Annotated in this window: 9 protein-coding genes; 3 read left to right on the plus strand and 6 right to left on the minus strand. The window is 63.9% G+C overall.

Translation table 11 applies throughout. The features are described 5' to 3' along the window. Positions 1 to 290: 290 nt before the first annotated feature. The 4 genes from lpdA to aceE are packed head-to-tail and all read right to left on the minus strand — an operon-like array spanning position 291 to position 7,175. Positions 291 to 2,129: a dihydrolipoyl dehydrogenase gene (gene lpdA / locus ACEN8I_RS14255; RefSeq protein WP_413329148.1), complete on the minus strand. Its 1,839-nt coding sequence runs from the start codon at positions 2,127 to 2,129 to the stop codon at positions 291 to 293. After that, positions 2,126 to 2,716, minus strand: a complete 591-nt coding sequence (locus ACEN8I_RS14260; RefSeq protein ID WP_413329149.1) for an MFS transporter — start codon at positions 2,714 to 2,716, stop codon at positions 2,126 to 2,128. The genes lpdA and ACEN8I_RS14260 overlap by 4 nt, the downstream gene beginning before the upstream one ends. Before the next feature lie 7 nt (positions 2,717 to 2,723). Next, entirely contained in the window at positions 2,724 to 4,397 is a 1,674-nt protein-coding gene (gene aceF / locus ACEN8I_RS14265; protein WP_413329150.1) for a dihydrolipoyllysine-residue acetyltransferase, read from the minus strand. Between the two features lie 54 nt (positions 4,398 to 4,451). Further along, positions 4,452 to 7,175 (minus strand): pyruvate dehydrogenase (acetyl-transferring), homodimeric type, encoded by a 2,724-nt coding sequence (aceE, locus tag ACEN8I_RS14270; RefSeq protein WP_413329151.1) that lies wholly within the window; start codon positions 7,173 to 7,175, stop codon positions 4,452 to 4,454. Positions 7,176 to 7,510: 335 nt separating this feature from the next. Here aceE and ACEN8I_RS14275 point away from each other — a divergent pair, with 335 nt between their 5' ends. The 3 genes from ACEN8I_RS14275 (at position 7,511) to folD (ending at position 11,687) form a co-directional block, all read left to right on the plus strand. Next, positions 7,511 to 10,078 carry a PAS domain S-box protein gene (locus tag ACEN8I_RS14275; protein WP_413329152.1) on the plus strand — a complete coding sequence of 856 codons (2,568 nt, stop codon included), beginning with the start codon at positions 7,511 to 7,513 and terminating at the stop codon, positions 10,076 to 10,078. 49 nt (positions 10,079 to 10,127) lie between these two features. After that, positions 10,128 to 10,754 carry a response regulator transcription factor gene (locus tag ACEN8I_RS14280; protein WP_413329153.1) on the plus strand — a complete coding sequence of 209 codons (627 nt, stop codon included), beginning with the start codon at positions 10,128 to 10,130 and terminating at the stop codon, positions 10,752 to 10,754. 87 nt (positions 10,755 to 10,841) lie between these two features. Continuing rightward, positions 10,842 to 11,687 (plus strand): bifunctional methylenetetrahydrofolate dehydrogenase/methenyltetrahydrofolate cyclohydrolase FolD, encoded by an 846-nt coding sequence (gene folD / locus ACEN8I_RS14285; RefSeq protein ID WP_413329154.1) that lies wholly within the window; start codon positions 10,842 to 10,844, stop codon positions 11,685 to 11,687. 7 nt (positions 11,688 to 11,694) lie between these two features. Here folD and ACEN8I_RS14290 read toward each other — a convergent pair whose 3' ends face one another. Together ACEN8I_RS14290 and greA are read right to left on the minus strand one after the other, a co-directional pair. After that, positions 11,695 to 12,150 (minus strand): DUF4149 domain-containing protein, encoded by a 456-nt coding sequence (locus ACEN8I_RS14290; RefSeq protein ID WP_413329155.1) that lies wholly within the window; start codon positions 12,148 to 12,150, stop codon positions 11,695 to 11,697. Between the two features lie 10 nt (positions 12,151 to 12,160). Further along, the gene (gene greA / locus ACEN8I_RS14295) at positions 12,161 to 12,637 is read right to left on the minus strand and encodes a transcription elongation factor GreA (RefSeq protein ID WP_007866454.1); all 477 of its coding nucleotides are present in this window, start codon (positions 12,635 to 12,637) and stop codon (positions 12,161 to 12,163) included. Between the last annotated feature and the right edge of the window lie 69 nt (positions 12,638 to 12,706).

Consider the following 12,706-nt stretch of genomic DNA (forward strand, 5'->3'; position numbering starts at 1 on the left):
ACGCGCCGAAATCGCAAAGTACAAAACAACCATGGGGGTACCCCATGGTGCGGACAGGCAGCAACGAATCGCGTCCCGCTCGCAACACTTGGAATGCTGGCGTCGCGGAAATTCTAAGGGGATGCCCCCGCAAACAGCGACTATTGATCGCTTCGACGACGGCAAAACAACACAAGAATGCTTTTGTCGCCAGTCTCAGGCATGTTCATTACCGACATTTAAGACAAGGCTGAAGCAAAAAAAAAGCCCGAACCCGTCAAGGTTCAGGCTTGGGATCGGCCCTGGTGCAATTACTTGCGCGCAGGCGGCAAGTCGGTGCAACTGCCGTGCGCCACTTCCGCGGCCATGCCCATGCTTTCGCCCAGCGTGGGGTGCGGGTGTATGGTCTTGCCGATATCGACCGCGTCGGCGCCCATCTCGATGGCCAGCGCGATCTCGCCGATCATGTCGCCGGCATGGGTGCCGACAATGCCGCCGCCCAGGATCTTGCCGTGGCCGTGGGCTTCGGGGCTGTCGTCAAACAGCAGCTTGGTGAAACCTTCGTCGCGGCCGTTGGCGATGGCGCGGCCGGAGGCCGTCCAGGGGAACAAGCCCTTTTTGACCTTGATGCCCTGCGCCTTGGCCTGGTCCTCGGTGAGGCCGACCCAGGCGATTTCGGGGTCGGTGTAGGCCACGCTGGGGATCACGCGGGCGTTGAAGGCGGCGCTGGCCAGTTCCTTGTTGCCCTGCAGTTCACCGGCAATGACTTCGGCGGCCACATGCGCTTCGTGCACGGCCTTGTGCGCCAGCATGGGCTGGCCCACGATGTCGCCGATGGCGAAGATGTGGGGCACATTGGTGCGCATCTGGATGTCGACGGGGATGAAGCCGCGGTCGCTCACGCTGACGCCGGCCTTCTCGGCGCCGATCTTCTTGCCGTTGGGTGTGCGGCCCACGGCCTGCAGCACCAGGTCGTAGGTCTGCGGTGCCGGGGCGCCCTCGCCTTCGAAAGTCACTTCAATACCGGCCTTGGTCGCCTTGGCACCTACGGTTTTGGTCTTGAGCATGATGTTGTCAAAACGCGGTGCGTTCATCTTCTGCCAGACCTTGACCAGGTCACGGTCGGCGCCCTGCATCAGGCCGTCCATCATCTCGACGACATCGAGGCGCGCGCCCAGGGTGGAGTACACAGTGCCCATTTCCAGGCCGATGATGCCGCCGCCCAGGATCAGCATGCGCTTGGGGACTTCCTTCAGGGCCAGTGCGCCGGTACTGTCCACCACGCGAGGATCGTCGGGCATGAAAGGCAGGCGCACGGCTTGCGAACCCGCCGCGATGATGCAGTTCTTGAAGGCGATGGTCTGCTTCTTGCCAGTCTTTTCCTGGCCCTCGGCCCCAGCGGTTTCTTCGACCTGCAGGTGGTTGGCGCCGACAAACTGGCCCACACCACGCACAGTGGTGACCTTGCGCATCTTGGCCATGGCCGTGAGGCCGCCGGTCAGCTTGCCGACGACTTTTTCCTTATGCGTGCGCAATTTGTTGATGTCGAGCTTGGGCTCCCCAAAACTCACACCCAGGCTGTCGAAATGTTTGACCTCATCCATCACGGCGGCCACATGCAGCAGCGCCTTGGAGGGAATGCAACCGACATTGAGGCAGACGCCGCCCAGCGTGGCGTAGCGCTCGACCAGCACGACCTTCAGGCCCAGATCGGCGGCGCGGAAGGCGGCCGAGTAGCCGCCGGGGCCGGCGCCCAGCACCAGCACGTCGCAGTCGAGGTCGGCGGAGCCGCTGAAGCTGGCGGCCGTTGGGGCCGGTGCAGCAGGTGCAGATGCTGCGGCCGGAGCGGGGGCGGCTTTCTTCTCAGGCGCAGGCGCAGGCGCTGGAGCGGCGGCAGCGGCGCCGGAGGCCTCCAGCGTCAGCACCACGGAACCTTGCTTGACCTTGTCGCCCAGCTTGACCTTGACTTCCTTGACCACGCCAGCGGCGGAGGATGGAATCTCCATCGAGGCCTTGTCGCTTTCCACGGTGATCAGGCTTTGCTCGGCCTTGATGGTGTCGCCGGCCTTGACCAGCACTTCTATCACGGACACTTCGTCAAAATCGCCAATGTCCGGCACCTTGATGTCTACCAGGCTGGATGCGCTCATTTGGAGGCTTTCAATTTAAGGGTGAATATGTCGACGGGTCCGGCGGAGTTCTTGTCGAACTCGCAACCCGCATTGAGGCCGGCCATGGCTACTTCGCGCGCGGTCTTGGCCTTGTCCCAGGCGGCATGCATGGCGCCCAGCGCGAAGCTGCGGCCCGAGCCTATGCCCCAGAACTCCTTGAACTCAAAGACCTCGCGGTAGCTGTAAAGGCCATAGATGCCGCTGGCGTTGGCGATGACGACGGTGAACTGGCTGGACTCGTAAGGGTCGTTGTCGTCTTCCTTGGTCTGCAGGAAAAAGGTTTCCTTGAGCAGCGGATGCAGCTTGACGAAGGTATCGAACACCTCGTCGCGCGAGCCCAGCTTGAGCTGGTCCTTGGGCAGGGCCGCCATGGCCTTGCGCAGCACCGGAAAATGCGCCACCGTGCCGGCCATGCCGACGTAGCTCATGCCGGCAGGCGTGTCGACCTTGAAGATCTTGCTGTTGGCCTCGAAGCGGTTGCTCAGGCTGGTGTCGCCGAAGGTGACCAGCGTGTCGGCGGCGATGGCAACCTGCCCCGCCTTTTTGACGACTACAAGCGTTGTCATCTTTGGATTAAAGGAGGACGCGGCGGAAGTCGGCGAGGATCTGTCCGAGGTAGGCGTTAAAGCGCGCGGCGGCGGCACCGTCGATCACGCGATGGTCCCAGCTCAGCGACAGCGGCAGCATCAGGCGCGGCTGGAAGGCCTTGCCGTCCCAGACCGGTTCGGTCGAGCTCTTGCAGACGCCCAGGATGGCCACTTCAGGCGCATTGATGATGGGCGTGAAGTAGCGCCCGCCAATGCCGCCCAAGGACGAGATCGTGAAGCAGGCACCGGACATGTCGGCCGGGCTCAGCTTGCCGTCGCGCGCCTTCTTGGCGAGTTCGCCCATCTCCTGCGAGATCTGCACGATGCCCTTCTGGTCGGCGTTCTTGATGACCGGAACGACCAGGCCGTTCGGGGTGTCGGCGGCGAAGGCGATGTTGTAGTACTGCTTGAGCACCAGCTGGTCGCCGTCGAGCGAGGCGTTGAACTCGGGGAATTTCTTGAGCGCGGCGACCGAGGCCTTGATCAGGAAGGCCAGCATGGTGATCTTGATGCCGGCTTTCTCGTTTTCCTTGTTCATGAGCACGCGGAAGGCTTCGAGCTCGGTGATGTCGGCGTCGTCGTGGTTGCAGACGTGCGGGATCATCACCCAGTTGCGGTGCAGGTTGGCGCCGCTGATCTTCTTGATGCGCGACATGTCCTTGCGCTCGACCGGGCCGAACTTGGTGAAGTCGACCTTGGGCCAGGGCAGCAGGTCGAGGCCGGCGCCACCACCGGACGATGCCGGCGCCTTGGCGGCCTGCGCCTGGGTGCGCACGCTGCCGTCCATCACCGACTTGGTGAAGGCCTGCACGTCGTCCTGCGTGATGCGCCCCTTGGGGCCTGAGCCCTTGACTTCGGCCAGCGGCACGCCGAGCTCGCGCGCGAACTTGCGCACCGAGGGCGAGGCATGCGGCAGGCTGCCTTGCGGCGCCGTGGTGGGGTCGTGGGCCGGCTGGCTCGCGGGGACCGATGCGGTGGCCTGTGCGGGCGCGGCTGCCGCAGCAGCGACGGCGGGAGCAGGTGCTGGCGCGGGGGCCGGCGCCGCAGCGGGCGATGCGCCCGCAGCCGAGGCGGTGGAGCCTTCGAGGATGGCCAGCAGGTCGCCGATGTTGACGGTGTCGCCCAGCTTGACCTTGAGTTCCTTGAGCACGCCGGCGGCCGAAGACGGGATCTCCATCGAGGCCTTGTCGGATTCGACGGTGACCAGCGACTGCTCGGCCTTGATGGTGTCGCCGGGCTTGACCAGCACTTCGATGACGGACACGTCCTTGAAGTCGCCGATGTCGGGCACGCGGACTTCGACCGGGCCGGAGGCCGTAGGGGCAGCTACAGGCGCCGGTGCGGGCGAAGCGGCTGCGGGAGCTGCCGGCGCGGCGGCCGGCTTGGCCGCTGCGGCGGGAGCCGGTGCGGCGGCTTCGGCGCCCGCCACTTCCAGCGTCAGCACGACCGAGCCCTGCTTGACCTTGTCGCTCAGCTTGACCCGCAGTTCCTTGACCACCCCCGCGTGGCTGGAGGGGATTTCCATGGAGGCCTTGTCGGACTCCACGGTGATCAGCGACTGCTCGGCCTTGACGGTGTCGCCGGGCTTGACCAGCAATTCGATCACGGTCACTTCGTCGAAATCCCCGATATCAGGAACTTGAATGTCTACCACTGCCATATTCTTGTCTCCGTTTGCTTCAGGCGTTCAGGGCGTCTACGTCAGGGTGTTAACTCAAGCGTAAAGCGGGTTGATCTTGTCGACATTGATGCCGTATTTTTTGATGGCCTCGGTCACCTTGGCAACCGGCACCGTGCCCTCTTCGCTGAGCGCCTTGAGCGCCGCCACGACGATGTAATGGCGGTTGATCTCGAAGTGCTCGCGCAGCTTGCTGCGGAAGTCGCTGCGGCCGAAGCCGTCGGTGCCCAGCACCTTGTAGGTGCGGCCCTTGGGGATGAAGGGGCGGATCTGCTCGGCGTAGGCCTTCATGTAGTCGGTCGACGCGATGACGGGGCCGGTGTGCTTTTCAAGCTGCTGGGCCACGAAGGACACCTGGGGCTTGTCGGCCGGGTGCAGCAGGTTCCAGCGCTCGGCGGCCTGGCCATCGCGGGCCAGTTCGTTGAAGCTCGGGCAGCTCCAGACGTTGGCGGCAATACCCCATTCCTTTTCGAGCAGTTCCTGCGCGGCGATCGACTCGCGCAGTATGGTGCCGGAGCCCAGCAGTTGCACGCGTGGCGTGAGCTTGGCGCCCTCTTTGCACAGGTACATGCCCTTGATGATCTGCTCTTCGGTGCCGGGCTTGAGGCCGGGCATGGCGTAGTTCTCATTGAGCAGGGTGAGGTAGAAGTAAACGTTGTCCTGTTTTTCGACCATGCGTTTGAGGCCATGGTGCAGGATCACGCCGACTTCGTGCGCAAACGTCGGGTCGTAGCTGATGCAGTTGGGAATCGTGCCGGCCAGGATGTGGCTGTGGCCGTCTTCGTGCTGCAGGCCTTCACCGTTGAGCGTGGTACGGCCCGAGGTGCCGCCCAAGAGGAAGCCGCGCGCCTGCATGTCGCCGGCCGCCCAGGCCAGGTCGCCGATGCGCTGGAAACCGAACATCGAGTAGTACACGTAGAAGGGCACCATGATGCGGTTGTTGGTGCTGTACGAGGTGGCCGCCGCGATCCAGCTGCTCATGCCGCCGGCCTCGTTGATGCCTTCCTGCAGGATCTGGCCCTGCTTGTCTTCCTTGTAGTACATCACCTGGTCTTTGTCGACCGGCGTGTACTTCTGGCCGTCGGGGTTGTAGATGCCGATCTGGCGGAAGAGGCCTTCCATGCCGAAGGTGCGGGCCTCGTCCACCAGGATGGGCACGACGCGCGGGCCCAGGGCCTGGTCGCGCAGCAGCTGCGTGAGGAAGCGCACATAAGCCTGGGTGGTGGAGATTTCACGGCCTTCGGCCGTGGGCTCGATCACCGACTTGAAGGTTTCCAACGCGGGCACGGTGAACTGCTCGTCGGCCTTGACGCGGCGGTGCGGCAGGTAGCCGCCCAGGGCCTTGCGGCGCTCGTGCAGGTAGCGCATCTCGGGCGTGTCGTCGGCCGGCTTGTAGAAGGGAATGTCGGCCAGCTTGCTGTCGGGGATGGGGATGTTGAAACGGTCGCGGAAGGCCTTGATGTCCTCGTCGGCCAGTTTTTTGGTCTGGTGGACGTTGTTCTTGCCTTCGCCGATCTTGCCCATGCCGAAGCCTTTGACGGTCTTGATCAAGAGGACGGTAGGCTGGCCCTTGTGGTTGACCGCCTTGTGGAAAGCGGCATAGACCTTTTGCGAATCGTGGCCGCCGCGGCGCAGGTTGAAGATGTCCTCGTCGCTCATCTTGGCGACCATCTCGAGCGTGCGCGGATCCTGGCCGAAGAAATGCTTGCGCACATAGGCGCCGTCATTGGCCTTCATGGCCTGGTAGTCGCCGTCCAGCGTGTCCATCATGATCTTGCGCAGCGCGCCGTCCTTGTCGCGGGCCAGCAGCGGGTCCCAGTTGCTGCCCCACAGCAGCTTGATGACGTTCCAGCCGGCGCCGCGGAACTCGCCTTCGAGCTCCTGGATGATCTTGCCGTTGCCGCGCACCGGGCCGTCCAGGCGCTGCAGGTTGCAGTTGATGACGAAGACCAGGTTGTCGAGCTTTTCGCGCGCGGCCAGGCCGATGGCACCCATGGATTCGACCTCGTCCATCTCGCCGTCACCGAGGAAGGCCCAGACCTTGCGGTTTTCCGTGTTGGCGATGCCGCGAGCATGCAGGTACTTGAGGAAACGCGCCTGGTAAATCGCCATCAGCGGGCCCAGGCCCATCGAGACGGTGGGGAACTGCCAGAACTCGGGCATCAGCTTGGGATGCGGGTAACTGGACAGGCCCTTGCCGTCGACTTCCTGGCGGAAGTTGAGCAGTTGTTCTTCGGTCAGGCGTCCTTCAAGATAGGCGCGGGCATAGACGCCGGGCGACACGTGGCCCTGGATGTAGAGGCAGTCGCCGCCGTGGTTTTCGCTCTCGGCGTGCCAGAAGTGGTTGAAGCCGGCGCCGAACAGGCTGGCCAGCGAGGCGAAGGAGCCGATGTGGCCGCCCAGATCGCCGCCGTCGGCGGGGTGCAGGCGGTTGGCCTTGACCACCATGGCCATGGCGTTCCAGCGCATGTAGGCGCGCAGGCGCTCCTCGATCTCGAGGTTGCCGGGCGAACGCTCTTCCTGGTCAGTTTCAATGGTGTTGACGTAGCCGGTGTTGGCCGAGAAAGGCATGTCTATGCTTTTCTGGCGGGCGTGCTCCAGGAGTTGCTCCAGCAGGAAGTGGGCGCGCTCCGGGCCTTCGCTTTCGATGACGGCGGACAAGGCGTCCATCCACTCTCGGGTTTCCTGGCTGTCTTTGTCCAGCGCGTCGTTGGCGGCGGCGCGCAAGTTGTCGCCGGCTTGGGTGGGATTGGCAGCCATGTTTGTCTCCTGAGTAGCCTGGTAAAGCTTGTTTAAGCTGCGATGCGGCCTCTTATTGAGCCGCTCACAGGGCCTGTGTCCAACTTGGTCTAAACGTGTTGTAAACGCAAATTAGATTCAAGTCCCTAGTTTCTCATAATATTTGTGAGATTTCAAATAGTGCTTATTGATTTCACATTAAGAAATTTAAAAGTAAGCATACGTCGCATCAACAGGCCCGGGACGGTCCTTTTCAGAGGCATTGCCATCGCATCGCCGCGCCGCGCTTCACCTTCGAAGATCAGGGTCAACCCTGAATGCCGGGAGCATCTCCCTTAAACTGCACCATTCCTCCTATGACCCAGCAAGCCCCTGCCCTCGCCGAATCCGCGGTGCCCCCCGCTCCCCTGGCCTTGTGGCGCCGCTGGTGGCGGCGGCAGTCGCCGTCGCGCCAGGACCGCTTCATCACGCTGGGCCCGCTGCTGGCCGTCGCGCTCTTCCTGGCGGCCGTGATCGCCGCCTTCGGTTACCTGCGCATTGAGGAAATCGACCGCGAGCAGCAGGCTGTCAAACGCGACGTGGAGTACGCCCAGCAGCGCCTTCGGCTGCGCCTGCTGGAGCGGCAGGAGCAGCTCATGCGCATAGGCCGCGACGTCTCCAACAAGGAAGTCGACACCGAGGAATTCATCACCCAGGCCGAGTCGCTGGTCAACCAGTACCCCGAACTCATGGCGGTGACCTGGGTGGACAGCAAACGGCGCATCAAGGTGGCCTATGTATCGCCCAGCGCCAACGGCAGCCAGCTGCGCGGCGCCGGCGAACAGCTCAAGGTCGGCGAGACCGACGGCACCTACGAGCTGGCCCGGGACCTGCGCCAGCCGGTGTACTCCCGGCCGCTGACGCCCAAGGAAGCCGGCGGCTACAACGCGCCCACCCTGCAGTTGCAGGTGCCGCTGGACGACCAGGGAAAATTCGCCGGCGTCATCATGGGCGAATACTCCATCGACGGGCTGCTGCGCTTCGGCGTGCCGACCGAGGTCACAGCCAAATACGCGGTGACCCTGATCGACGACAAAAACCGGGTGCTGGCGGGCAACCTGCCGCCGCCGCGCAATCCCGCGGCCAGGCTGCTGCCCTGGTCCGACGGCGCGGCCGAATACGAGATACCGGTCTCGCCGGTAGGCAACGGCCTGCTGATACGCGCCGAGGGCTACCGCGCCTCGCTGGGCGTGGTCGGTAGCGGTTTTTTCTGGCTGGTCAGCGCGCTGAGCGCGCTCACGGTGTGGATGCTGCTGGGCACCTGGCGCCACACGCGCCGCCGCGTGCAGGCCCAGCAGGCGCTGATCGCCGAGACCAATTTCCGCCGCGCCATGGAGAACTCCATGCTGACCGGCATGCGCGCGCTTGACCTGCAGGGCCGCATCACCTACGTCAACCCGGCCTTCTGCCAGATGACGGGCCTGACCGAAGGCGACCTGGTGGGCCGCACACCGCCGTTCCCGCACTGGCCGGAAGGCGAGATCGACACCCTGATGCAGCGGCTGGACGACGAGCTGCACGGCCGCACGCCGCCGGGCGGCTTCGAGGTGCGCGTCAAGCGCAAGAACGGCCAGATCTTCGACGCGCGCATGTACGTCTCGCCGCTGATTGACCCGCGCGGCCAGCAGACCGGCTGGATGACCTCCATGACGGACATCACCGAGCCCAAGCGCATACGCGAGGAACTGACCGCCTCCTATGAGCGCTTCACCACGGTGCTCGAAGGGCTGGACGCTGCCGTCTCCGTGGCGCCGCTGGGCAGCGAAGAGCTGCTGTTTGCCAACAAGCTGTACCGCTCCTGGTTTGGCGGCGAGGTGTCGGGCCACCTGAACCTGATCGCGCAGGCCGGCGTGCCCAGCGCCGTGCCCACCGACGACACGCTGGACGCGGTCGACGGCCTGGCCGGCTTCCCGACCGATACGCTGACGGCGGCGCAGACGGAAAACGCTGAAATCTACGTGCCCGAACTCAGCAAATGGCTGGAAGTGCGTTCACGCTACCTGACCTGGGTGGACGGCCGCCTGGCCCAGATGGTGATCGCCACCGACATCACGCCGCGGCGCCATGCCGAGGAACAGGCCGCCCAGCAGAACGAGCGGGCCCAGACCGCCAGCCGCCTGATCACCATGGGCGAGATGGCCTCCAGCGTGGCGCACGAGCTGAACCAGCCGCTCACGGCCATCAACAACTACTGCAACGGCATGGTCTCGCGAATCAAGGGCAAGCAGATCAGCAACGAAGACCTGCTGATCGCGCTGGACAAGACCGCCAAGCAGGCGCACCGCGCCGGGCAGATCATCCAGCGCATACGCTCCTTCGTCAAACGCAGCGAGCCCAACCGCATGGCGGCCGACGTGGCCACCATGGTCAGCAACGCCATGGAACTGGCCGACATCGAGTTGCGCCGCCACCATGTGCGCCTGAGCCACTACATCGCGGCTCGCCTGCCCGAAATCATGGTGGACCCCATCCTGATCGAGCAGGTGCTGATCAACCTGATGAAAAACGCGGCTGAATCGATCGAGCAGGCCCACCTGCCCACGGCGCGCCGCAGCGTCGAGCTGCGCGTAGTGCCCAAGCAGATCGAGGACCAGGCCGTGGTGGAGTTTTCGGTCCTGGACACCGGGCGCGGCCTGTCGCCCGAAGTCATGGGCCGGCTCTATGAGGCTTTCTATTCCACCAAGGCCGAAGGCATGGGCATAGGCCTGAAGCTTTGCCGCAGCATCGTGGAGTCCCACCAGGGAAGAATGGAGGCCGAGAACCTCTACAATGGGGACGAAGTGGTGGGGTGCCGGTTTACCTTCTGGATCCCTGTGACACCCCTGATCCTGCCGACGGCGCCAGCCGGCGACAGCACGGCAGCCAGGAACGCTGGCGTTCATTGAAAACCCTTCAAGAACCGTCTCTTGAGAAGTTCACGAAAGAAAGTTTGGCATGAGCTTGATTCCCAAAAAAGGTACCGTCTACGTCGTTGATGATGACGAGGGCGTGCGCGACTCGCTGCAGTGGCTGCTCGAGGGCAAAGACTACCGCGTTCGCTGCTACGACTCGGCCGAAACTTTCCTCTCCCGCTACGACCCGCGCGAAGTGGCCTGCCTGATCGTCGACATCCGCATGGGCGGCATGACCGGGCTGGAGCTGCAGGACCGCCTGGTCGAGCGCAAGTCGCCGCTGCCCATTGTGTTCATCACCGGCCACGGCGACGTGCCCATGGCGGTCAACACCATGAAAAAAGGCGCGATGGACTTCATCCAGAAGCCTTTCCAGGAAGAAGCCCTGGTCAACCTGGTCGAGCGCATGCTGGAGCAGGCCAAGGAAGCCTTCAGCGACTTCCAGCAGTCCGCCAGCCGCGACGCCCTGCTGGCCAAGCTGACCTCGCGCGAGGCCCAGGTGCTCGAGCGCATCGTGGCCGGCCGGCTCAACAAGCAGATCGCCGACGACCTGGGCATCAGCATCAAGACGGTGGAGGCGCACCGCGCCAACATCATGGAAAAGCTCAATGCCAACACCGTGGCCGACCTGCTCAAAATCGCCCTGGGATCCAACGCGCCCAAAGGCTGACCGCTCTTTCGCTGTCTTTGCGATAGCCCTTGACGCCCGTATTGATTGGACCAGCGGGCGTTTTTACTTTGATAGACCGATTCAAAAATGACCGCCCAGCTGATTGACGGAAACGCCCTCTCCAAACAATTGCGCGCCGACGTCGCACGGCGGGCCGCCGCCCTGCGCGCGCGCGGCATCACGCCGGGCCTGGCCGTGGTGCTGGTGGGCGAGAACCCGGCCAGCCAGGTCTATGTGCGCAACAAGGTCAAGGCCTGCGAAGACAGCGGCCTGCATTCGGTACTCGAGAAATACCCCGCCACCCTCAGTGAAGCCGACCTGCTGGCGCGCGTGGACGCGCTCAACAAGGACCCGGCCATCCACGGCATCCTGGTGCAGCTACCGCTGCCCGCGCACATCGACGCGCACAAGGTCATCGAGGCCATCTCGCCGGCCAAGGACGTGGACGGCTTTCACGTCGCCAGCGCCGGCGCGCTCATGGTCGGCCAGCCCGGCTTCTGGCCCTGCACGCCTTACGGCTGCATGAAGATGCTGGAAAGCATCAACTACGACCTCAAGGGCAAGCATGCCGTGGTGATAGGCCGCAGCAACATCGTCGGCAAGCCCATGGCGCTGATGCTGCTGCAAAAGAACGCCACCGTCACCATCTGCCACAGCGCCACCAAGGACCTCAAGGCCATGACGCTGCAGGGCGACGTGGTCGTGGCGGCGGTCGGCAAACGCAATGTGCTGACGGCCGACATGGTCAAGCCCGGTGCCGTCGTGCTCGACGTGGGTATGAACCGCAATGACGAAGGCAAGCTTTGCGGCGACGTGGATTTTGAAGGCGTCAAGGAAGTCGCGGGCTACATCACGCCGGTGCCCGGCGGTGTGGGGCCCATGACCATTACCATGCTGCTGGTCAATACGCTCGAGGCCGCTGAGCGCGGCTGAGTCACCCCTAATCGACGATAGGCTCCGCGGCCTGAGATGCGGGCTCCATCCGCACCAGGCGCCACAACGCCAGGCCGGCGCACAGCCACTGCACGACATACAAGGCCGTACCCAGTCCGTGCCAGAGCTTAAGGTTGCCGCCTTCGGCACGCGCGCTGACGATGTGCGGCGCGATGCCGAACTCCACCAGCAAGGCCAGCAGCAAGCCGGCCACGACGAACTTCATCGCGGCCTGTGCCTGCCGCGCGAGGGCCGCATCGTCTTTTTTATTGAGCACCACGAGCAGCAGCATGGCGCAGCCAGCGCTGACCCAGGTCTGCGCGGTGAAGAGTTTGGCGGCCATGGCGCCGGCCGCGGCGGGCGCGCCCAGGTTGGTGAACAGCATGGGAACCACGACGAAGCCCAGGCCGGTCAGGCTGCCCCACCAGAGGGCGGCCACCATCACATTGAAGCGCTGCTTCACGAAATGAAACTCAGATGTACATCACCGCGATGATTTCATAGCGCTTGACACCACCCGGCGCCTGGACTTCGGCCGTGTCGCCCTCGTCCTTGCCGATCAGCGCGCGCGCGATCGGCGAGCTGATGTTGACACGACCCAGCTTGATGTCGGCCTCGTCTTCGCCGACGATCTGGTAGGTCACCTTATCGCCGGTGTCTTCGTCTTCCAGCTCGATGGTCGAGCCGAACACGACCTTGCCGCCCGCGTCCAGTTCGGATGGATCGATGATCTGCGCGGCCGAAAGCTTGCCTTCGATTTCCTGGATGCGGCCTTCGATAAAGCCCTGGCGGTCCTTGGCCGCGTCGTATTCGGCGTTTTCGCTGAGGTCGCCCTGGGCGCGCGCTTCGGAAATCGAATTGATGACCCAGGGGCGGTCCACAGTTTTCAGCTGGTGCAATTCCGCCTTGAGGCTTTCCGCGCCGCGTTTGGTGATGGGGATGGTGGCCATGTTTTTTGCTCCTGCAAAAGCGAAACCGCCACCAGTCACCTGGCGGCGGCGCTTGAATTCAAAACTTCA

The sequence above is a fragment of the Polaromonas sp. CT11-55 genome, from assembly GCF_047303325.1.
Taxonomy (GTDB): domain Bacteria; phylum Pseudomonadota; class Gammaproteobacteria; order Burkholderiales; family Burkholderiaceae_C; genus Polaromonas.